Below are 21,262 nucleotides of genomic sequence, written 5' to 3' on the forward strand. Positions count from 1 at the left end.
CCCCCACCCCGCGAGAGAGCAATCCAGCCACCCCCACCCCGCGAGAGAGCAATCCAGCACCCGACACGTGGGGTCGCCGGCGGCCAAGGCGGATCGGCCGGGCGCTCGGTGGTGCGCGACTGGATTGCACTCTCACGCTCAGGGTGCGCGACTGGATTGCACTCTCACGCTCAGGGGTGCGTGACTGGATTGCACTCTCGCGCTCAGGGGTGCGTGACTGGATTGCACTCTCGCGCTCAGGGGCGCGCGACTGGATTGCACTCTCGCGCTCAGGGGTGCGCGACTGGATTGCACTCTCGCGCTCAGGGGAGGGTGAGGAGTCCGTCGGTGAGAAGGCCGCGGACCGTGGGCAGCACGTCGGCAGCGACGTCGGACGCCGGGACGTCGAGCAGGGCGCCGAGCGCACCGATGATCTGCCCGGCGGTCAGCTCCCCGTCGCACGCGCCGACGAAGGCCGCGAGCGCCGTGCCGGCCTGCACCGTGCGCCCGAACCCCCGGCCCTGCCGCAGCAGCACGACGCGCGGGTCGACGGCACCGGGCTGCAGGTAGCGCTCCTCGGTGACGTCCGGCGCCACCGTGAGCCGCAGCCCCGCGAGCTCCTCGGCCGACAGGCCGCTGACGGCGTCGTGCGCGGCGAGCGCGGCGGAGATCACGGGTCCGAGCGGCTGGCGCACCGGGCCCGTCTGCGACTCCAGGCGGCGCAGGGTCGGCGGGCCGGCGACCGGGCGGCGCAGCGTGACGACGCCGAACCCGACGGACGCCACGTCCCGGGACGCCAGGTCGTCGAGCCACGCGCCGTACCGCGCGGTCCACGTGCCGCGGTCGGCCGGTGTCGTGCCGCCGTCGCGGATCCAGGTCTCCGCGTACTGCGCGGGGTCCTGCTGGTCGCGCAGCACCACCCACGCGTCCAGGCCCGACGCGTCGACCCACGCGCCGATGCGCTCGTGCCACTCCTCGCCGCCCCGCACCTCCCAGTTGGCGAGCAGCTGCGCCACGCCACCGGGCGCCAGGACGTCCCCGACACCAGTGACGAGGTCGCGCACGAGGTCGTCACCGGCCCGGCCGCCGTCGCGGTAGTCGTACGCGGGCACGTCGGCGCGGCGCGGGGTGATGACGAACGGCGGGTTGGAGACGACGAGGTCGAACGTGTCGCCGGCGACGGGCTCGAGCATCGACCCGGCGCGCAGCTCGACACGGTCCTCGCCCAGTCCCGCCAGCGCAGTCGTGAAGCGCGCGAACGCCAGGGCGCGCGTCGACAGGTCCGTCGCGACGACGTGCTCCGCGTGCCGGCTCGCGTGCAGTGCCTGCACGCCGCAGCCCGTGCCGAGGTCGAGCACCCGCCGGCGCGGATCACGGACCGTCGCCTGCGCGAGCGTCAGCGACGCGCCGCCGACGCCCAGCACGTGGTCGGTGCGCAGCGGGCCGCCGGTCGCCAGCTCGCCCAGGTCCGACGCGATCCACCACGCGGCGTCGCCCGCACCGTCGCTCGCGGCGTAGGGACGCAGGTCGACGACGGCCCTGACCTCGTCGTCGGCGCCGTGGCCCGCGACGTCCACCAGGCCGAGGCGTCGCACCCCCGCGACCCCCACGGTCGGGAGCGCCGCCTGCAGGGCGTCGGCACGCACCGGCACGCCGAGCAGGAACGCGCGCGTCAACGTGCCGGCGCGCCCGGACCCGGACCCGGTCGCGGGCTCGGTCGCCCGCAGCGCCGGCAGCACCTCCCCGCGGGTCAGCGCCCCTGCCGCGACGGGGCCGAGGATCTGGTCGACGTGCTCGACGGTGAACTGCGCGGCGGCGAGGTCGGCGCGCAGCGCGTCGACGAGTGCGGGCACGACGACGGGCGCGTCAGGGGTGGCGGTCACGCCTCCATCGTCCCAGGCGCGCGGCGGCGCGACGGTGCGTGCCGTCAGGCCGGGAGGTGCAGGTCGACCACCAGCGGCCGGTGGTCGCTGGCGACACCGACCGCGGCGTCGTCCAGCACCCAGGCGTCCAGGACGGGCAGGCGCGGGTCCACCAGGACCACGTCGATGCGCACGCGCGGGACGTCCGCCGGGTACGTCGGCTGGTCGGCCCCCACGACGCTGGCCGCGTCCTGCAGGCCACCCGCGGCGTCGCCCAGGACGGTCCAGGACGGTCCCCCGGGGCGCTCGTTGAGGTCTCCCGCCACGACGACCGGCCCCTCGGTGCCGCGCAGCAGGCGCCGCACCACCAGGTCGACGTGCCGTTCCCGCTCGGCGGCACGCAGCCCGAGGTGCACGACCACGACGCGCACACCGTCGACACGGGCGGTCGCGACGCCGCGGCGCGTGCGCCCGACGCGCCAGGGCAGCCGCAGACCCGCGGCGTCGTGCACGCTGCGGTACGGCGCGACGAGCAGCGCGGTCGTGCGCGCACCGCCGCCACCCACGGCGACGCGCAGCCCGGTCCGCGCGGCGAACCGCCGCAACCGGGTCCGTCCGGACGCCCCGCGGGGCGGTTCCTGGACCGCCAGCACGTCGGGGCGCACGCCGCGGACGACGTCGACGAGCGCGTCCAGCTCGTCGCGCAGGCCACGCAGGTTGTAGGTCATCACCCGTAGGGTGCCGACGTCGCGCGCGTCCACGGTGGCCTCCGTCCGTCCTTCGGCTGCGCGAGCGTACCGACCCCTGGGGCCAGGGGCACCACCGCACACGCCGTGGACCCGTCGCCGATGACGCAGGACGCCCGTGTGAGGCCTCCGCCGCCCCACACCGCACCGCCGCGTGTGCCGTACGTTGGTCGCGATCGATCGATGGCTGCGCCTGCGCGCGCGCGACGAGGGGACCACCCGTGCGACGACGTCCGACCGCACTGGCGGCGAGTGCCGTGACGGTGCTCCTGCTGAGCGCCTGCACCGGTGACACCGGCCCTGACGCGACCACCGCGGGGACCACGCCGCCGGCGTCGGCAGCTGCGACGAGCGACCCGACCGACGAGGAGCCTGTCGCGGGCGGCGTCACCGTGGAGTGCCTGCGGGGCACGTGGCGCCTGGACCTGGCCGCGATGCAGGACGACCTGCTCCGGATGTTCGAGTCCGCCGGCGACGACCAGGGCGCCGTGGACATCACCGTCGACGGCACCTCCACGTACGAGTTCGCCGACGGCGGCGCGTTCACGGCCGACGTCGACTCGAGCTCGGCCATGACCATGTCGGGCGACGGCGTCGAGCTCACGTCGGAGTCGCGGTCCACGGGCGACCTCACCGGCCGGTGGGCGCTGGCCGGTGACCAGCTGACGATCTCCGACATCGACTCCGCGGGCCTCGACGTCACGACGAGCGGGACCCTCGACGGCGAGGAGCTCGAGCTCCCGGAGGGGTCCGCGGAGGACGCGATCGAGGCGCTGCCGCCCACGGCGTCGACCGCGACCTGCAGCGCGAGCACGCTGACCCTGGTGGCGTCGCTGCAGTCCGACGAGAGCAGCGAGCCCGTGACGATGGCCTACACGCTCCGCCGCTGACCAGCCCTGACCAGCCCCTGAGCAGCGCGCCGCCCTCCCGTCCACGAGCGACGGGAGGGCGGCGCGGCTGTGCCGGGCGTCAGCCGACGAGCTGCGTCTCGTGCTCGAGACGGCCCTCGCGGTCGACCTTGGCGGCGCGCAGCCGGGAGGCGATGACCGCGCCGAACGCGATGGCCGTGGCGACCAGGGCGATCGTCAGGCGCAGCGTGTGGTTCGCGTCCGCGCCGACGGACACCGCGACGATGGCCGGGGCGATCAGCACGGACACCAGGTTCATCACCTTGATGAGCGGGTTGATCGCCGGGCCGGCGGTGTCCTTGAACGGGTCGCCGACGGTGTCGCCGATGACGGCGGCCGCGTGGGCCGGCGAGCCCTTGCCGCCGTAGTTGCCGTCCTCGATGATCTTCTTCGCGTTGTCCCAGGTGCCGCCGGAGTTCGACAGGAACACGGCCATGAGCACGCCGGTGGCGATGGTCCCGGCCAAGAACCCCGCGAGGGGCCCGACGCCCAGGCCGAAGCCGACGGCGATGGGCGCGAACGCGGCCAGCAGACCGGGGGTCGCCAGCTCGCGCAGCGAGTCGCGCGTGCACATGTCCACGACCCGGGCGTACTCGGGGCGCACCTCGCCCGTCATGATCCCGGGGTTGTCGCGGAACTGGCGACGCACCTCGAAGACGATCGCGCCGGCGGCCCGCGTCACCGCGTCGATGGCCAGCCCCGAGAAGAGGAAGACCGTCGCACCACCCAGGATCACGCCGACGAGGGTGATGGGGTTGATGATGTCGTACGACATCATCGCCTCGACGAGGTCCCCGCCGAGCCCGCCGGAGATGTCCTCGAGCGCCGTGCGGACCGCGTCCGCGTAGGACCCGAACAGCGCGGTCGCCGCGAGCACGGCCGTCGCGATCGCGATGCCCTTGGTGACGGCCTTGGTGGTGTTGCCGACGGCGTCGAGGTCCGTGAGGATCTGCGCGCCCTCGGGCGTCACGTCGCCCGACATCTCCGCGATGCCCTGCGCGTTGTCGCTGACCGGGCCGAACGTGTCCATGGCGACGATGACGCCGACGGTCGTCAGCAGGCCGCAGCCCGCCAGCGCGATGAGGAACAGCGCGAGCGGCACCGAGCCGCCGGCCAGCAGGAACACGCCGCAGATGGCCGCCGCGATGATGCCGGTCGTGTAGACCGCGGACTCGAAGCCCACGCCGATGCCGGACAGCACGACGGTCGCGGGACCCGTGAGCGTCGTGCGTGCCACGTGCAGCGTGGGCTTGCTGGTGGTGCCGGTGAAGTAGCCGGTGACCCACAGGATGACGCCCGCGAGGACCACGCCGATGAGCACGGCGAGCGACGCGACGAGGCGCGGGTCGCCCGCGTGGCCCTCGAGGCCAGTCGTGCCGCCCGGCAGCTCGGCGAACGTCCCCGGGAGGTACACGTACGCCGCAGCCGACGCGAGCAGCACGCCCACGAGCGCCGAGACGTAGAAGCCCCGGTTGATCGCTGCCAGCCCGCTCTCGGAACCCCGCACCCGCGTGATCGCGACGCCGAGGGCGGCGACGAGCGCGCCCACCGCGGTGACGATCAGCGGGAACACCATGCCCTCCTCGCCGAACGCCGCCCGGCCGAGGATGAGGGCCGCGACCAGCGTGACCGCGTAGGACTCGAACAGGTCCGCGGCCATGCCGGCGCAGTCGCCCACGTTGTCGCCCACGTTGTCGGCGATCGTGGCGGGGTTGCGCGGGTCGTCCTCGGGGATGCCCTGCTCGACCTTGCCGACCAGGTCCGCACCCACGTCGGCGGCCTTGGTGAAGATGCCGCCGCCGACGCGCATGAACATCGCGAGCAGCGCGGCACCGAACCCGAAGCCCTCGAGCACCGCGGGGGCCTCGCCGCGGTAGAGGAGCACGACGAGCGACGCCCCCACCAGGCCGAGGCCGACGACGGCCATGCCGACCACACCGCCGGTGCGGAACGCGATCCGCGCACCCTCCGCGCGGCCGTCGGGCCCCGAGGCGGCCGCCGCGACGCGCAGGTTGGCGCGGGTCGCGAGCCACATCCCGAGGAACCCGATGGCGGCCGAGAACCCGGCGCCGACGAGGAAGAAGACGGACCGCCCGATCTTGACGCCGCTGTCGCCCGGCAGCAGGAACAGCAGGGCGCAGACCACCGCGGCGAACACGGCGAGGGTGCGGAACTGCCGACTCAGGAACGCCGAGGCGCCCTCCTGGACCGCGACGGCGATCTGTTGCATCGAGGCCGTGCCCTCACCGGCCGCCAGCACCTGACGACGGAGCACGGCGGCGACCACGAGGGCCGCCAGTCCGATCACGGCGATCGCCGTGACGATCGTGATGCTCGTGGCACCGAGCTGCATGCATCCTCCTCGACACACCGGCGCGCTCCCCCTGAACGCAGCCCCACCGCCCGGCCCCGTTGCCGACGGACCGGGCGAGTCTAGCGGGGGGTGTGACGCAGGTCGCACCCCGGCGGCACTCGCCCGCGGGTGACGTGGCGGTCAGGAGGCGAGCGCGCCGTCCAGCGTCTCGTGGATCGCGAAGACCTGCGTGAGCCCGGTGATGCGGAAGACCTTGAGGAGCCGCTCGGAGTCGACCACGAGCTCGAGCCGACCCCCGGCGAGCCGCACCCGCTTGAGGGTGCCGACGAGCAGTCCCAGACCCGTGGAGTCCAGGAACGTGACGCCCGTGAGGTCGACGACCAGGTCCGTGCGGCCCTGCGAGACCAGCAGCGCGAGACGTTCGCGCAACCGGTCGGCCGAGGCGACGTCGACCTCACCCGCGACGTGGACGACCGTGCGCACGCCGACGTCCTCGGTGGTCACCTGCACCTCCATGGACGTCCCCCTCCTCATGCCGTCGCGCCGTCTGCATTCAAGCATCCCCGCACCCGCTCGGCGGCTCGCACACGCAAGTCGGAGCGCTCGACCCAACCTTTCGGGGCCGTCATCCGTCACCATCATGTGAGGGGGCAGCTGCGCGCAGACCCCGACGGCCGACGACAGGAGCACCGTGACCGCCTGGCAGGACGCGCTGGACGAGCTCGTCCGGACGCGCGGTCGTGCGCTCGTCGGGTACGCGTACCTGCTGACCGGCGACTCGCGCGAGGCCGAGGACCTCGTGCAGGACGCGCTGGTCCGCACGTTCACGCGCGGCCGCGGCACGCGCGAGGTCGCGTCCGCCGAGGCCTACGTGCGGCGCGCGATCCTCACGACGTACGTCGACGGCTTCCGCCGACGACGCCACTGGGCCACCATCCGTCACCTCGCCGCGGTGCCCGAGCCGAGCCCGCCCGACGGGCCGCACGCCGGCCCCGAGCCGGTGGTCACGACCCGCCTCGCGGTCCAGCAGGCGCTCGCCCTGCTGCCGCCGCGCGAGCGGGCCTGCATCGTGCTGCGCCACTTCGAGGACATGACGGTCGCCCAGGTCGCCGACGCCCTGTCCCTGTCGATCGGCACCGTCAAGCGCTACCTGTCCGATGCCACGCGCACGCTCGAGACCCACCTCGGTGACCTCGCAGGGGTCGACGACGCGCCCGCGCACCTCACCGACGAGGTCCTCGTCACCGTCCGGAGGTCACGTTGAGCACACGCCTGGATCTCGCGCTGCAGGAGCTCGCGGACGCCGCCGGCGCGACGAGCGGGTTCGGTGACCCCGACACGTCCACGACCGTCCAGACCGTGGCGCGGCTCACCGCCCGCGTCCGCCGGCGCCGCACGACCCGCGGGGCCGGGACGGCCGCCGTCGCGGCGAGCGCGGCCGGGGCCGTCGCGCTCGTCGCGCCGCAGCTCACCCGGGACGTCTCCCCCGCCGGCGATCCGGACGCGGCTCCGGGGACGTGCCGCTCGGCGGTGACGACGCTCCCGTCGGGGCCCCGGGACCCCCTCAGCGTGGAGCTGGGCCCCCGTGCCGGCGGCGACGTGCCGGTCATCGCACCCGCGGGGGCCGGCGACGGCCTGGGCACGTGGCAGGGCAGGTCGGCGGACCTCGTCGTGAACGTCTCGCAGATCCCGGACGCCGGTGTGGGGGCCACGCGCCTGCGGTTCCTGGTCACCCAGGAGGGCGTGGTCAAGGGGCTCACCCAGGGGCCCCTGTCCGTCACGCCCACGACCACCGACGAGGTCCTGCGCACGCACCTCGCCACGCCGGCCCCGGCCACGACCGAGGACCTGCCGGTGTACCCGCTGGAGGACACCGGCCACCGGTGGCAGATCGCGGAGACGTCGACGGGCGTCCAGCGCGTCGCGCAGAGCGCCGAGCTCGGGTTCACGGCGTGCGACGGCACCGGCAAGCTCCCCTCCGGGACGTACCAGGTCTACGCCACCATCGCCGACGCCGTGGGCACGGCCCGCGGTTCGGCAGGCCCGTGGGACGTCGAGGTCGCCCAGGACGACGAGGCGACGTCCCACGACCTGCCCGACGGCTTCCCCGCGGACGTGCCGCTGATCCCCGGGCGACTGGTGAGCGCGGACCGGCACGGCAGCGGGTGGACCGTGGAGATCGCCACACCCGGGAACGACCGCGCCACGCTCGCGACCACGATGCTCGCCCACGTGGGGCTGCGCGGCAGCGGCGTCGGCGACTGGGACGGGCACGTCCTGCCGCCGCCGTTCACCAACGTGCTCTTCTCCGGCGCAGGCGTCGAGCTGCCCGGGTGGGCCGTGCTGGCGGCCGCCTCGCGGACGGCCGACGGCGAGCCGTCGGTCGTGTACACGCTGACGCGGCGGCCCTGAGGCCGATCCGCCCGCTGGTACAACGTTCCGGAGTGAGGCTCACCCCCGGTGCAGGCGCTCGCGGGGGACGCGCGCGAGCGCCTGCGCGTACTCGTCGGTCGCGCCGTCGGGGCGGACCTGCTGCAGCACGTGGTCGCGCACGCCCAGGTCGGCCAGCGCCGCGCCGAGGTCCGCGACGTCCGCGTCGGTGAGCACGGTGGGGTCGACCGTCGTGCGGACCTGCACGTCGACGGCGCTGTCGAGGACGAGGCGCAGGGACTCGAACGCCTTGTCGGCGGTCGTCGTATCCCCGCCCGCGCGGGTGATCGCGCGGTACAGGTGCGCCGGGGCCTTGATGTCCAGACCCACCCAGTCGACGTACGGCAGCAGGTCGGGCAGCCGCGCGGGGTAGGCGCCAGCGGTGTGCAGGCCGACCAGGAAGCCGGCCTCCTTGACCTCGCGGGCCGCGGCGACGACGCCCGCCTGCCGCGTCGGCTCACCCCCTGACAGCACGAGGCCGTCGAGCAGCCCACGGCGCCGGCGCAGCAGGTCCGTGACCGTGGACCACGCCACGACGCCCGGCAGCCGGACGTCGAGGATCGCGCTGTTGTGGCAGTACGTGCACCGCCACGGGCAGCCCTGCAGGAACGCCGTGGCGACGAGCTTGCCCGGCCAGTCGACCGTCGACAGCGGCGTCAGGCCCGCGATCTGCAGGGACGCGGCCCGCTGCTCCCAGCTGTCCGGACCGGGCGCCCCCTGCACGGGGCCGCCCGGTCCGGCGTCGTGGCGAGCAGTCACGCCCGCGCGCCCGCGGTCTCGAGGAACGGCACGCGCTCGGCGTGCTCGCCCTGCTTGCCGATGTTGAACGAGCTGACGGGCCGGTGGTAACCCATGACGCGCGTCCACACCTCGCACGTCGTGACCTCGCCGTCCTCCTCGCACGTCGGGCACGTGGGGTGCTCGCCGGACAGGTAGCCGTGCGCCGGGCAGATGGAGAACGTCGGCGTGACCGTCAGGTACGGCAGGCGGAACGTGCTCAGCGCGCGCCGCACCAGCTCGCGGCACGCCTCGGGCGTCGAGATGCGCTCCGACATGTACAGGTGCAGGACCGTGCCGCCCGTGTACCGCGTCTGCAGCTCGTCCTGGCGCTCGAGCGCCTCGAACGGGTCGTCCGTGAAGCCGACCGGCAGCTGCGAGGAGTTGGTGTAGTACGGGTGCTCGGAGGTCCCGGCCTGCAGGATCGTCGGGTAGCGCTTCTTGTCCTCCTTGGCGAACCGGTAGGTGGTGCCCTCCGCCGGCGTCGCCTCGAGGTTGTAGAGGTTGCCGGTCTCCTCCTGGAACTCGACCATCCGCTCGCGCACGTGGTCCAGCACGCGCAGCGCCATCGCGTGGCCGCGCTCGTCGGTGATGTCGTACAGGTCGCCCGTGAAGTTGCGGACCATCTCGTTGAGCCCGTTGACGCCGATCGTCGAGAAGTGGCTGTCCAGCGAGCCGAGGTAGCGGCGCGAGTACGGGAAGAGCCCCTCGTCCATGAGCCGCTGGATCGTCGTGCGCTTGAGCTCCAGGGACGTGCGCGCGAGGTCGAGCAGGCGGTCGAGGTCGGCGACGAGGGCCGCCTCGTCACCCGGGTGCAGGAACCCCAGGCGCGCGCAGTTGACCGTGACGACGCCGATCGAGCCGGTCTGCTCGCCGGAGCCGAACAGCCCGTTGCCGCGCTTGAGCAGCTCGCGCAGGTCGAGCTGGAGGCGGCAGCACATCGACCGCACGTCCCCCGGCTCCATGTCGGAGTTGATGAAGTTCTGGAAGTACGGCAGCCCGTACTTCGCCGTCATCGCCCACAGCCGCTCGGCGTTCTCCGACTCCCACGGGAAGTCCTTGGTGATGTTGTACGTCGGGATGGGGAACGTGAAGACGCGGCCCGACGCGTCGCCCTCGGTCATGACCTCCATGTACGCGCGGTTGAGCATGTCCATCTCGACCTGCAGGTCGCCGTACGTGAAGTCGCACGGCTCGTCGGCGACGAACGGCGTCTGGTCCGCGAGGTCGGCGGGGCACGTCCAGTCGAACGTGAGGTTCGTGAACGGCGTCTGCGTGCCCCAGCGCGACGGCACGTTGAGGTTGTAGATGAGCTCCTGGATGCCCTGGCGCACCTCGGTGTACGTGAGCTTGTCGAGGCGGACGTACGGCGCCATGAACGTGTCGAAGCTGCTGAACGCCTGCGCGCCGGCCCACTCGTTCTGCATCGTGCCGAGGAAGTTGACGATCTGGCCGATCGCGGCGCTGAAGTGCTTCGGCGGGCGCGCCTCGACCTTGCCGGGGACCCCGTTGAGGCCCTCCTGCAGGAGCGTGCGCAGCGACCAGCCGGCGCAGTAGCCGGACAGCATGTCGAGGTCGTGGACGTGCATCGACCCGTCGCGGTGCGCCTGCCCGACCTCCGCCGGGTAGACCTCGTTGAGCCAGTAGTTGGCGATGACCTTGCCGGCCGTGTTGAGGATCAGGCCGCCCAACGAGTACCCCTGGTTGGCGTTCGCGTTCACCCGCCAGTCGCTGCGGTCGAGGTACTCGTCGACGGTCGACGCGACGTCGACGACGACCGGGGTGCCGGTGCGGCTGTGCTGCGGCATGCGTGCGCTCCTTGTGCTGTGCGATCCCTTGAAGTGGATCACCACCCAACGGCGCCGGGCACTACATCTAGTGGTTCAACACGCGCGACACGCCCACATGTGCGGTTCCCAACCCCTCCGCGGCGGCATCTGTGAGGACGTTGGTCCCGGCGGACGGGTGAATCGGCTCACGACCCCGCGGGCTCGACGCGTCGCAGCCGGACCTGCTGCCCCGGCCGCAGCTGGGCCGCGCGGGCCTGCGCGGCGCGGGTCAGCACGGCCACCACCGGGTACCCGCCCGTCACGGGGTGGTCCGGGCCGAACAGCACCGGGCGGCCGTCGTGCGGCACCTGCACGGCACCGACGACGAGCCCCTCCGACGCGAGCTCGCCCCGCGTGACGCGCGTCAGGGGCGCGCCGGTCAGCCGGACGGCGACGCGGTTGCTCGCCGCGTCGACCTGCCACACGGTCGACCACAGGCCGGCTCGGCCGCGGACGTCGAGGTGATCGAGGCGCGGTCCGTCGGCCGCGTCGAGCAGGACGACCGAGGTGGACGGCTCCCCGGTGCGGGCCGGGCCCTCCCCGTCGCCCGGCGCAGCCCCGGGCAGCGGCGGCTCCGGCAGCCCGTCGAGCGCCGACCCGAGCGGCAGCACGTCACCCGGTCGCACGGCCCGCGGACCCAGTCCGGACAGGACGTCGGCCGACCGCGAGCCCAGGACCGACGGCACGTCGATGCCCCCGCGCACCGCGAGCCACGTGCGCAGGCCGTCACGTGGTGCGGCGAGCCGCAGCGTCGAGCCCGCCGGGGCGCGGACGGCCGTCGCGTGCGGCACCGGCACGCCGTCGATCTGCGCCGCGACGTGCGCGCCGGTCACCGCGACCGCGGTCGTGGTGCCGCACCGCAGGACCAGCCCGCCCAGCACGACCTCGAGGCCGGCCGCGTCGGCGCGGTTGCCGACCAGGCGGTTCGCCCGGCGCAGCGCGTCCGGGTCGGCGGCACCCGAGCGCGGCACGCCGACGGCCGCCAGCCCTGGACGACCCGCGTCCTCCACCAGCGTCAGGGGGCCGGTCGCGACGACCGTCAGGGTTCGGGCAGCAGGGGCAGCGCGTGGCGGCTGCGCACCGGAGGACACCCCACGGGGGCCGGGGGCCGTGGTCACGCGCGCGGTCCGGCGTCGGACGAAGCGCACGACGTCACCGGGCGCCAACAGCGCCGCACCCTCGCGGCCACGCGTCACGTCGAACATCGCGACGTCGGTCGTGCCGAGCAGCCGCCACCCGCCCGGCGACGCCGCCGGGTACACGGCGGTGAACTCGCCCGCGACGGCCACGGCCCCTGCCGGCACGCGCGTGCGCGGTGACGCGAGCCTCGGCACGTGGAGCCGGGGGTCGAGGCCGACGACGTAGGCGAAGCCCGGCGCGAAGCCGCCGAACGCCACCCGGTAGCCGTCCGACCCGCCGGCCAGGTGCCGGCTCACGACGTCCTCGTCACTCAGCCCGGTCTCGCGGGCGACGTCCTGCAGGTCGGTCCCGTCGTAGACGACGGGCACCTCGACGACCCGCTCGCCCCCGGACGCACCTGCGGCGCCCGCCGGGCCGCGCATCCCCTCGGCGCCCGCGTCGTCCCACCGGGCGTCGACGTCGGCCGCCACGCGGGCCACCGCCGCCGCCCACGTGCGACGACTGCGGGCGGCACCGCGCACGAGCACCGTCCGCGCGGCGGGGACGACGTCGACGACGTCGCGGAGGTGGGCCGCCCGCAGCGCGGCGTCGAGCGCCCGGACCGCGGCCAGATCCGCGACCTCGACCAGGACGCCGTCCTCGCCGCACGACAGCAGCCGGGAGGCCACGTCAGCGCTCGGCGTGCGGGTCGACGCCGCTCGGGGCCGCGGCGTCGTGCGACCGCGGGCCACGGCCGGGATGGGCAGGGACGACGAACGGCCGGACGTCAACCCCGGCCGCGTCCAGCGCCGCGCGCACCGCGGTCGCGATCGCCACCGCGCCAGGCGTGTCCGAGTGGACGCACAGCGACGCCGCGGTGAGCTCCACGACGGTGCCGTCGACCGCGGTGACGAGCCCGTCGACCGCCATCCGCACGGCCCGCTCGGCGGCCTCGTCGGGGTGCACCACCAGGGCGCCGGGTCGCCCCCGCGGCACGAGCGTGCCGTCCGCCGCGTACCCCCGGTCGACGAACGCCTCGCCCACCACCGGCAGACCGGCCGCCCGCGCGAGCGTCAGCACCCGGGAGCCGGGCAGCCCGAGCAGGGTGAGCGTGGGGTCCGTCGTCACCACCGCCTCGACGACCGCGCGCGCCTGGTCCGCGTCGTGCACGACCGCGTTGTACAGGGCGCCGTGCGGCTTGACGTGGGTGACGCGCGCGCCGACCGAGGCCGCGACCGCGACCAGCGACCCGATCTGGTAGGCGACCTGCGCACGCAGGACGTCGGCCGGCACGTCGAGCCGCCGTCTGCCGAACCCGTCGCGGTCGTCGTACGACGGGTGGACGCCGACCGCGACGCCGCGGACCACGGCCGCCGCACACGTCAGGGCCATCGTCCGCGCGTCACCCCCGTGGTACCCGGCGGCGACGTTGGCGCTCGACACCAGGTCGAGCAGGGCGTCGTCGCCCGGCGGCTCGAGGCGCCACGGCCCGTCACCCTCGCCGAGGTCCGCGTTCAGGTCGATGACGCCCACCCCCTGATCCTCCCGCACGTGACCGCGATGGCCGCGCACGACCGCACGCCACGAACACGGACCCCCGGTCGGCGGCACGACCGAGGGTGCGAGCCGGGACGGTGCGAGGATGGGCAGGTGGGTCCCGGCGAGCTGCTCGACGTGCTGCTCGCCGGTGGTCGGCGGGCCGACCGGGCGACGCACGTGCGCCACCTGCCCGCCCGGGACGGGGTCCGCGCGGACTGGCCGGCGTGGGCGGACGCCGACCTCGTGCGGGGCTACCGCGCGCTGGACGTCGAGCGTCCGTGGGCGCACCAGGTGGACGCGGCCGACGCGGCCTGGTCGGGTCGGCACACGGTGCTCGCGACCTCGACAGGTTCCGGCAAGTCGCTCGCGTTCTGGCTGCCCGCGTTGTCCGCGGTCCGCCGGGGTGCCGCGGGCTCGCTGCTGGACCCCGGACGCATCGAGACCGTGGCACGTCGCCCCACGGTGCTGTACCTCAGCCCGACCAAGGCGCTCGCGGCCGACCAGCTCGCCGGGCTGGAGCGGCTGCTCGTCGCCGCGGGTACCCGCGACGTGCGGGTCGCGACCTGCGACGGCGACACGACGCGCGACGAGCGCCGGTGGGTCCGTGAGTACGCGGACGTCGTCCTGACCAACCCGGACTTCCTGCACTTCGCGCTGCTGCCCGCGCACGCGACGTGGTCCCGGCTGCTGTCGTCCCTGGCGTACGTGGTGGTCGACGAGTGCCACGCGTTCCGCGGCGTGTTCGGCGCGCACGTCGCGCTGGTCCTGCGGCGGCTACGACGGCTCGCCGCGGCGTACGGGGCCGCGCCCGTGGTCGTCCTGGCGTCGGCGACGACGTCGGACCCGGCCGCGAGCGCCGCCCGCCTGCTGGGCGTGGCTCCGGACGAGGTGCACGCGGTGACCGTCGACACCTCCCCCGCCGGCCGCAAGACGGTCGTGCTGTGGCAGCCGCCCGAGCTGCCGGGCGGCGACGGGCCGTGGGCGGCGCTGCTCCCGGGCGAGGACCCGTGGTCCACCGTCATCACCGTGCCCGCAGGTGACGGGTCCGCGCGGCGGCCCGAGGGAGAGGACGACGGAGCCGCCGTCGGTGAGGAGCCCGACCCGGGCGTCGAGCGCGCGCCTGGCGACCGGCCGACCGTCGCCCCGGAGGGCTCGGGCCCGGTGGGCACGGGCGAGCGGCTCGTCGCCGTCCCCCGGGACCGTCCCCGGCGCACCGCCACCGCGGAGGTGGCGGACCTCCTCGCCGACCTGGTCGCAGCGGGTGCGCGGGTGCTGGCCTTCACGCGGTCCCGGCGGGGGGCGGAGTCGGTGGCGGCCGCGACCCGCGACCACCTCGCGGCGGTCGACCGGACCCTGCCGCCGCTCGTGTCGTCGTACCGCGGCGGCTACCTCCCGGAGGAGCGTCGGGCCCTCGAGCGCGCCATCCGCGACGGCCACCTGCGGGCGCTGGCCACGACGAACGCGCTCGAGCTCGGGGTCGACATCTCCGGGCTGGACGCCGTGCTCATCGCCGGCTGGCCCGGCACGCGCGTGTCGCTGTGGCAGCAGGCGGGGCGCGCCGGCCGCGCCGGGGCCGACGGGCTGGTCGTGCTCGTCGCGCGCGAGGACCCGCTGGACACCTACCTGGTGCACCATCCGGAGGCTGCGCTCGACGCGCCCGTCGAGGCGACGGTGTTCGACCCCGGCAACCCGTACGTCCTGGCGCCGCACCTGTGCGCGGCGGCCGCCGAGCGCCCCCTGCGCACCGAGGAGCTGGGGCTGTTCGGCCCCCGCGCGCTCGAGCTGCTCACCGAGCTGACCGAGCGCGGCATCCTGCGCCGGCGCCCGTCCGGCTGGTACTGGACGCACGCGGAGCCGGCGAGCCGCATGACGGATCTGCGCGGTGCCGGTGGGGAGCCGGTCCGGGTCGTCGAGACCGCCACGGGCCGGCTCCTGGGGACGGTCGACGCCGCGTCCGCCGACGCGACCGTCCACCCCGGGGCGGTGTACGTCCACCTGGGGGCGACGTACGTGGTGGACGAGCTGCACCTGGACGACGGTGCCGCGCTGGCGACCCGCCGGGACGTGGACCACGGCACGTGGGCACGGTGGGTCACGTCGACGACGGTGGTGGACGTCGAGCGCGAGGTCGCGTGGGGGCCGCTGACGTGGAGCTACGGGCAGGTGGACGTCACCACGCAGGTCGTCGGCTACCAGCGCCGCCGGATCCCGGACCTGCAGGTGCTGTCGACGCACGAGCTCGACCTGCCGGCGCGGACGCTGCGGACGACGGCGGTCTGGTGGACCGCCCCGCCCGACGTGCTGGAGGCGGCGGGTGTCACCCTCGAGGCCGCGCCCGGCGCGCTGCACGCCGCCGAGCACGCGTCGATCGGGCTGCTGCCCCTGCTCGCGACGTGCGACCGCTGGGACCTGGGCGGGCTCTCGACCCTCGTCCACCCGGACACGGGGCACGCGACCGTCTTCGTCCACGACGGGCACCCGGGCGGTGCCGGCTTCGCCGAGCGCGGGTTCGAGCTCGGGCCGGTGTGGCTCACCGCGACGCGCGACGCGATCGCCGCGTGCCCGTGCGCCACGGGCTGCCCCGCGTGCGTCCAGTCCCCCAAGTGCGGCAACGCCAACGAGCCCCTCGACAAGGCGGGCGCACTCCGCCTCCTCACGACGGTCCTCACCCACACCACCCCTGACCCCCTCCCCGCGTGAGAGTGCAATCGAGTCACCTGCCGAACTGGATCGCCCTCTCACCACGGCAAGGGCGACAGCCAGCCCACCCCCCTCCCCCCGTGAGAGTGCAATCCAGTCACCGCGTGGGACTGGATTGCACTCTCACCACGGGAAGCGACGGCCAGCCCCCACCCCCTCCCCGTGTGAGAGTGCGATCCAGTCACCGCGTGGGACTGGATTGCACTCTCACCAAAGGGGGTGGGGTCATCGGAGGGAGCGGGCGGGCGGGCGGGGGCCGGCGCGGGCGACCGCGCGGGCGTCGCCGATGCCGGTGGTGGCGCGCACCCGGACCGTCACGTCACCCGCCGGCCCCGGTGTGCACGAGGTCAGGAGCGCGCCGTTCCGACGGGCAGCGACGGACGCCTGCGGACAGGGGTCGGCCCCACCCTCCGCGACGTGCTGAGCGGCCGCGAGCGCCGCGAGGTCCGCGGCCGTGGCCGCCGTGGCCGCGGTGACGTGGGCGGACCCGACGAGCCCCGCGACGAGCACCAGTGACAGCGCGACCGACACCACCGCCAGCACCAGCACCGCACCGGAACCCGCGTCACGCCCTACGCCTGGGGCGAGTCGACCCGGCTCGGGGCAGCGCGCGTGGACCGCGCGGGGAGCCGGTCGCCCGTCGGCACGCGACGCTCGCGGCGGCAGCCCCGCGGGCCGACCCGTCGGCGACCTCATGGCTCCGCCCAGCTCGTGGCCGATGCGCGTGCGCGGGCACCGGCAGCGGGCCATGCGGTGAACGGTGTGCTCACCGTGACCGTGACCCAGTGGCCCTCCCGGGCGACGCGCACGTCGCCGCCACGGGAACCGAGGACGTGCCGTGCGGCAGCGACCACCTCACCGTCCGGCTCCCCCAGTGCCGCCACCCGGGCGCCCGTGCGCGCTGCGTCCAGGCAGGTCAGGCGGGTCAGGGTCGCGGCACCGGTCGCCAGCACGGCGGCCAGCACCACGGCCACGGCGACCATGCCGACGGCGAGCTCTGCGGTGACGGCGCCGCGGTCCGCGGGGTCGTGCGGGCCGACCCGGGCGTCCGCCGCGTCCCGGGCGGCCCGCGCCATCGGTCCGGTCCTGGCGGTCCGCGCGACGATCCACGAGCCGCGGCGCCGTCGGGTCATCCGCCGAGCGCCTGCCGCACGATCCCCGACAGCAGACCCTTCACCTCGTTCCCTTTCAGCACCACGACCAGCACGCCGGCGAACCCGACCGCCGCCAGGGTCGCGATCGCGTACTCCGCCGTCGCCATCCCCGCGTCGTCCAGGTGTCCCCGCGAGCCGCGCAACCGCCCGGCCACGGACGTCACCCGCTGTGCCGCCTGCCGCGTCGCGTTGGCGACCCGGCTCCTCGTCTGGTGTCCCATCCGTCTGCTCCTTCGTCCCTCGACCGGGTCCGCTCGTGCGGGCCGGGCACCGTCGTGGCGCCTGGGACGAGCCTCGGGCGGCGGGGTCCTGCCGTGGTGGCATGCGGGCGGATCCGTGGATCGGGCGCACGGCGCCGGTGCCTGTGGGCGGCTCGCCGTGGCCCGGCGCCGACCCGCCGGCGCCGGGCGGCGGTCACGGCACCGCTCCCCGCAGGTCCCCCGCGAGCCCCAGGACGACTGGGGCGAGCCCGAGCAGCACGAAGGCCGGGAGGAAGCACAGCCCGAGCGGCAGCGTCAGCCGCACCCCCAGCGCGCCCGCGGCGGCGCGGACGCGCGCGCGCCGCTCGCGCCGCAGCCGGGCGGCGGCCGCGCGGAGCTGCGGTGCCGGTGACGCCCCCGTGTCCCGGCCGACACGCAGCGCCTGCGCGAGTGCCGCCATCGATGGCGGTGCACCCTCCCAGGCGGCCTCCCACGGCGCACCGAGCCCCAGGGCGGTCCCGGCGCGGACGAGCGCGTCCCCTTCCTGCTCGCCGAGGTGCCGTCCGGTGACCACCAGGGCCGCCGGCACGGGCGCACCGCCGCGCACGGCTGCGGCGCACAGGTCCAGGACGAAGGCCGCGTCGAGCGGGCCCGACGACGCGCCGGAGCGGCCTTCGCGTCCGCGGACCGTGGCACGGACCCACCCGGGCCTCCGGCGACCGGCCGGCACGCCCGCACCTCGCCACGCCCCGGCCCACGGGAGCACCGCGGTGAGCGCGCACACCGCGACGACGACCCCCGCCAGGACGGGGCTCACGGCGTCGCCGCCCGCCGCAGCAGCACGCCGACCCACGCCCGTCCGGCCAGGACGAGGGCGACCCCCGTCACTCCCAGGGCGCTCCCCAGGCCGCCGTCCGTGAGCACCTGCCACGGCCGGGCCCCCATCGCGCTGCCGACCAGCAGGCCGAGGACCGGGAGCGACGTCAGGACGCGCGCGGTCGCCCGCGGGCCGGCCAGCGCAGCCGCGAGCTCACCCGCCTGCTCGGCGTCCGCCGCGACGGCGTCGGCCAGGTGCTCGAGCACATCGGCGAGGGGTGCACCCGTCTCGGCGGCGACGTGCGCCCCGGCGACGACCGCACGGGCCCGCGCGCGCAGCGCAGGGCCGGCGCGGGCACCGTCGTCGATCGCCGCGACCACCACGTCGACGTCGGGCACCTGCCGATCGACGGCCGTACCGAGCACTCCGGACCAGGCCGCGCCGGGCGGGACCCCTGCGCGCACCTGGGCCGCCACCGCATGAAGGACTCCCGTGAGGTCGGTCCGCTCGCCGTGCGCACCTCCTGACGCCCCTCGTCGCGAACCGTGGGGCCAGCGGACGCTCGCCGGCCCCGAGCGCCGAGCCGATCTGTCCGGTCGCCGTCGCGCCCGTGGGCTCGCTGCGCGGCCGTCCGGCGCGTCGGCGCCGCCCCGACGCGGCGAGGGGCCGGTGAGCGCGAGCACCGCCAGCCCCACCAGGACCCCGACGACGATGCTCACGGCCCGCCACCGCATCGACCCCGTCGGTCGGCGCGGCTCACGCCTCGACCCCCGTGCGCGCGGCGAGCCGTGCCCATCCCGGCCCCGGCCGCGCGCGACCGTCCTGGGCGACGTCGACGGCCGTCGTCACCCGCAGGTCCCCGCCACGGTCCCGTTCGACCACGCCGACCTCCGCCAGGTACCGACGCCCGGCGTCGGGGCCGCGCCGGACCCGACGGACGTGGAGCACTGCGTCGACGGCGCTCGCCGCCTGCGCGGCGACGGCCGCCCGGTCCAGTCCCGCGAGCGCGGCGAGCGCCTCGAGACGCGCCGGCACGTCGGCGGCGGTGTTGGCGTGCAGCGTGGCGCAGCCGCCCTCGTGGCCGGTGTTGAGGGCAGCCAGGACCTCGCGGACCTCGGCGCCGCGGCACTCCCCCAGGACGATCCGGTCGGGTCGCATCCGCAGCGCCTGGCGCACGAGGTCGGCGAGGTCGACCCCGCCCGCCCCGTCGACGTTGGGCGGGCGGCTCGTGAGCCGCACCACGTGCGGGTGGTCGGCGACGAGCTCACCGGCCTCCTCGACGAGGACGACCCGCTCGTCGTGCGGGACGAGGGACAGCAGCGCGGCGAGGAGCGTCGTCTTGCCGGCACCCGTGGCCCCGGAGACCAGCACGTTGGCCCGGGACGCGACGAGGCCGTGCAGGACCGGGACGACGGCGGGCGTCACGGCACCGGCGACCACGAGCTCCGCCAGGGTGAACGCCCGGGGCCGCACGACGCGCAGGCTCAGCACCGTGCAGGTCTCGGCGAGCGGCGGGAGCACCGCGTGCAGGCGCGTCCCGTCGGGCAGGCGCGCGTCGACGGTCGGCGCGGCGTCGTCCAGGCGGCGTCCCGCTGCCGCAGCCAGGCGCACGGCCAGCGCACGGACGTCGGCGGGGGTGCCGAGGTCCACGTCGACGCGGACCAGGCCACCGGAGCGCTCGACCCAGACGTCGCGCGGCCCGTTCACGAGCACGTCCGTGACAGCCGGGTCGTCGAGCCACGGCTGCAGCGCCCCGGCGCCGAGCAGCTCGTCGGCGACGGCCCGCACCGTCTCCGCCAGGGGCACCGGCCCCAGCAGGGTCCCCTGGGCACGCAGTGCGGCGTCCACGAGCGCCGTCAGTCCCTCGGCGCCCGTCGGTCGCACCCGCATCGCCTCCCGGACGTGGGCCACGACCCCGTCCGGCGCGGCGCGACGGCACGGGACGGTGCTGCGCCGCGCGTCGGGCGCCCGCGGCGGGCCGACAGCACGGCTCACGTGCCGATCCCCAGCTGCCGGACGACCGCGTCCGCAGCCCGGGCCGCCGGCCCTCGCCCGCCCGGCCCGACGCGCTCGGCACGAGCGACCAGGGCCCGGTCCCGTCGCGCGACGTGCCACAGGTCCAACCCGCTGGCCGCCGCCACGTCGGCCGCGCCGAGGGCCGCCGACGCCCCACCCCGCACCACCAGCCCCCGTCTCGTGGCGGCCTGGTCGAGGCGGGGCCGCAGCGCGAGCGCACCGGCGACGCTGCGCAGGTCGGCCCGGGCGACCACGACCACCGCGTCACAGGCCGCCAGGGGTGCGTCACCGTCGACGACCGCGCCCCGGTCGAGGTCGAGGACCAGCGCCCCGACCTCGCAGGCCAACGCGTGCAGCACGTCGATCCGGACCCCGGGGTCGACCGCTGTGGGACGCGTGCGGTCGGCCGACAGCACGGCGCACGCCCCCCACCGCGGCAGCAGCGCGACGACGTCGGCACCGCGCACGTCTCCCCCGGCGCCGCTGAGGTCGGGCCACCGGGCACCGTCGACGTCCTCGACGCCCACGACGACGTCCAGCCCGGCCGCCCCCCGGTCGAGGTCGACCAGTGCCGTCGAGGTCGCCCGGGAGAGCCGGCGGGCGACCAGCGCGGCGAGCGTCGAGGCACCCACGCCGCCGGCTGCGCCGACGACGCCGACCACCACTGCTCGTCGTCCCGTCCGCACCCGCGCCTCCGTCCGCCGTCCCCGGCGTGGGGCCCTGGCACCGTCGACCCTCCACCGCCCCGGGCCGTCCGCACCGACGACGGGCCGGATCTGTGGACGCACCCGCCGACACCAGGCCCTGGGGTCGGCTCGACGTCGTCGCGGACGTCTTTCCCGCGTCGGACGACCACCGGACGGGTGGTCGGG

At 75.8% G+C, this 21,262-nt stretch carries 19 protein-coding genes; 4 read left to right on the plus strand and 15 right to left on the minus strand.

What is annotated here, in order from left to right; genetic code table 11:
• Positions 1-302: 302 nt before the first annotated feature.
• Together IR158_RS04605 and IR158_RS04610 are read right to left on the minus strand one after the other, a co-directional pair.
• On the minus strand, positions 303-1,862 hold the full coding sequence (locus IR158_RS04605; RefSeq protein WP_291810157.1) for a methyltransferase: 1,560 nt from the start codon (positions 1,860-1,862) through the stop codon (positions 303-305).
• A gap of 44 nt (positions 1,863-1,906) precedes the next feature.
• The gene (locus tag IR158_RS04610; RefSeq protein WP_291810158.1) at positions 1,907-2,602 is read right to left on the minus strand and encodes an endonuclease/exonuclease/phosphatase family protein; all 696 of its coding nucleotides are present in this window, start codon (positions 2,600-2,602) and stop codon (positions 1,907-1,909) included.
• A gap of 206 nt (positions 2,603-2,808) precedes the next feature.
• Here IR158_RS04610 and IR158_RS04615 point away from each other — a divergent pair, with 206 nt between their 5' ends.
• Positions 2,809-3,477 (plus strand): hypothetical protein, encoded by a 669-nt coding sequence (locus IR158_RS04615; protein WP_291810160.1) that lies wholly within the window; start codon positions 2,809-2,811, stop codon positions 3,475-3,477.
• Positions 3,478-3,556: 79 nt separating this feature from the next.
• Here the strand turns inward: IR158_RS04615 and IR158_RS04620 are convergent, their stop codons facing one another.
• Positions 3,557-5,848, minus strand: a complete 2,292-nt coding sequence (locus IR158_RS04620) for a sodium-translocating pyrophosphatase (protein WP_291810161.1) — start codon at positions 5,846-5,848, stop codon at positions 3,557-3,559.
• Positions 5,849-5,989: 141 nt separating this feature from the next.
• Complete coding sequence (locus IR158_RS04625; RefSeq protein WP_291810162.1) at positions 5,990-6,325, minus strand: STAS domain-containing protein; 336 nt, start codon at positions 6,323-6,325, stop codon at positions 5,990-5,992.
• Positions 6,326-6,500: 175 nt separating this feature from the next.
• On the opposite strand from IR158_RS04625, the gene IR158_RS04630 reads away from it, so the two are divergent.
• The gene (locus IR158_RS04630) at positions 6,501-7,073 is read left to right on the plus strand and encodes a SigE family RNA polymerase sigma factor (RefSeq protein WP_291810163.1); all 573 of its coding nucleotides are present in this window, start codon (positions 6,501-6,503) and stop codon (positions 7,071-7,073) included.
• Entirely contained in the window at positions 7,070-8,221 is a 1,152-nt protein-coding gene (locus IR158_RS04635) for a hypothetical protein (RefSeq protein ID WP_291810165.1), read from the plus strand. Before IR158_RS04630 ends, IR158_RS04635 begins: the two co-directional genes overlap by 4 nt.
• A gap of 39 nt (positions 8,222-8,260) precedes the next feature.
• Here IR158_RS04635 and IR158_RS04640 read toward each other — a convergent pair whose 3' ends face one another.
• The 4 genes from IR158_RS04640 to IR158_RS04655 all read right to left on the minus strand — a co-directional run bounded on the left by IR158_RS04640 (position 8,261) and on the right by IR158_RS04655 (position 13,497).
• The gene (locus tag IR158_RS04640; RefSeq protein WP_291810167.1) at positions 8,261-8,998 is read right to left on the minus strand and encodes an anaerobic ribonucleoside-triphosphate reductase activating protein; all 738 of its coding nucleotides are present in this window, start codon (positions 8,996-8,998) and stop codon (positions 8,261-8,263) included.
• On the minus strand, positions 8,995-10,824 hold the full coding sequence (locus tag IR158_RS04645) for a ribonucleoside triphosphate reductase (RefSeq protein WP_291810169.1): 1,830 nt from the start codon (positions 10,822-10,824) through the stop codon (positions 8,995-8,997). Before IR158_RS04645 ends, IR158_RS04640 begins: the two co-directional genes overlap by 4 nt.
• A 167-nt stretch (positions 10,825-10,991) precedes the next feature.
• A complete protein-coding gene (locus tag IR158_RS04650) occupies positions 10,992-12,653 on the minus strand; it encodes an urea amidolyase family protein (RefSeq protein ID WP_291810171.1) in 1,662 nt (553 codons plus the stop codon).
• A 1-nt stretch (position 12,654) separates the two neighbouring features.
• Positions 12,655-13,497, minus strand: coding sequence for a 5-oxoprolinase subunit PxpA (locus IR158_RS04655; RefSeq protein ID WP_291810173.1), 843 nt, complete (start codon positions 13,495-13,497; stop codon positions 12,655-12,657).
• Between the two features lie 117 nt (positions 13,498-13,614).
• On the opposite strand from IR158_RS04655, the gene IR158_RS04660 reads away from it, so the two are divergent.
• Positions 13,615-16,203, plus strand: coding sequence for a DEAD/DEAH box helicase (locus IR158_RS04660; RefSeq protein WP_291810175.1), 2,589 nt, complete (start codon positions 13,615-13,617; stop codon positions 16,201-16,203).
• Positions 16,204-16,428: 225 nt separating this feature from the next.
• On the opposite strand, the gene IR158_RS04665 is transcribed toward IR158_RS04660, so the two are convergent.
• The 7 genes from IR158_RS04665 to IR158_RS04695 form a co-directional block, all read right to left on the minus strand.
• Positions 16,429-16,953, minus strand: a complete 525-nt coding sequence (locus IR158_RS04665) for an Rv3654c family TadE-like protein (protein WP_366928409.1) — start codon at positions 16,951-16,953, stop codon at positions 16,429-16,431.
• Positions 16,896-17,279: a TadE family type IV pilus minor pilin gene (locus IR158_RS04670; RefSeq protein WP_291810178.1), complete on the minus strand. Its 384-nt coding sequence runs from the start codon at positions 17,277-17,279 to the stop codon at positions 16,896-16,898. Before IR158_RS04670 ends, IR158_RS04665 begins: the two co-directional genes overlap by 58 nt.
• A gap of 53 nt (positions 17,280-17,332) precedes the next feature.
• Complete coding sequence (locus tag IR158_RS04675) at positions 17,333-17,578, minus strand: DUF4244 domain-containing protein (RefSeq protein WP_291810181.1); 246 nt, start codon at positions 17,576-17,578, stop codon at positions 17,333-17,335.
• Positions 17,579-17,771: 193 nt separating this feature from the next.
• Positions 17,772-18,374 carry a type II secretion system F family protein gene (locus IR158_RS04680; RefSeq protein ID WP_291810182.1) on the minus strand — a complete coding sequence of 201 codons (603 nt, stop codon included), beginning with the start codon at positions 18,372-18,374 and terminating at the stop codon, positions 17,772-17,774.
• Complete coding sequence (locus IR158_RS04685; RefSeq protein ID WP_291810185.1) at positions 18,371-19,108, minus strand: type II secretion system F family protein; 738 nt, start codon at positions 19,106-19,108, stop codon at positions 18,371-18,373. Before IR158_RS04685 ends, IR158_RS04680 begins: the two co-directional genes overlap by 4 nt.
• Before the next feature lie 22 nt (positions 19,109-19,130).
• Complete coding sequence (locus tag IR158_RS04690) at positions 19,131-20,264, minus strand: TadA family conjugal transfer-associated ATPase (protein WP_291810211.1); 1,134 nt, start codon at positions 20,262-20,264, stop codon at positions 19,131-19,133.
• Between the two features lie 101 nt (positions 20,265-20,365).
• On the minus strand, positions 20,366-21,052 hold the full coding sequence (locus IR158_RS04695) for a pilus assembly protein FlpE (RefSeq protein ID WP_291810186.1): 687 nt from the start codon (positions 21,050-21,052) through the stop codon (positions 20,366-20,368).
• Between the last annotated feature and the right edge of the window lie 210 nt (positions 21,053-21,262).

Origin of the sequence: Cellulomonas sp. (genome assembly GCF_015234515.1) — a bacterium.
In the GTDB taxonomy this organism is placed as follows: Bacteria; Actinomycetota; Actinomycetes; order Actinomycetales; family Cellulomonadaceae; genus Cellulomonas.

What these genes read in the sequence shown, in the direction of transcription:
- IR158_RS04620 (WP_291810161.1), bottom strand. Translation starts at nt 5,848, where the DNA reads ATGCAGCTCGGTGCCACGAGCATCACGATCGTCACGGCGATCGCCGTG.
- IR158_RS04625 (WP_291810162.1), bottom strand. Translation starts at nt 6,325, where the DNA reads ATGGAGGTGCAGGTGACCACCGAGGACGTCGGCGTGCGCACGGTCGTC.
- IR158_RS04645 (WP_291810169.1), bottom strand. Translation starts at nt 10,824, where the DNA reads ATGCCGCAGCACAGCCGCACCGGCACCCCGGTCGTCGTCGACGTCGCG.
- IR158_RS04665 (WP_366928409.1), bottom strand. Translation starts at nt 16,953, where the DNA reads ATGGCCCGCTGCCGGTGCCCGCGCACGCGCATCGGCCACGAGCTGGGC.
- IR158_RS04670 (WP_291810178.1), bottom strand. Translation starts at nt 17,279, where the DNA reads ATGGCGCGGGCCGCCCGGGACGCGGCGGACGCCCGGGTCGGCCCGCAC.
- IR158_RS04675 (WP_291810181.1), bottom strand. Translation starts at nt 17,578, where the DNA reads ATGGGACACCAGACGAGGAGCCGGGTCGCCAACGCGACGCGGCAGGCG.
- IR158_RS04685 (WP_291810185.1), bottom strand. Translation starts at nt 19,108, where the DNA reads ATGCGGTGGCGGGCCGTGAGCATCGTCGTCGGGGTCCTGGTGGGGCTG.
- IR158_RS04690 (WP_291810211.1), bottom strand. Translation starts at nt 20,264, where the DNA reads ATGCGGGTGCGACCGACGGGCGCCGAGGGACTGACGGCGCTCGTGGAC.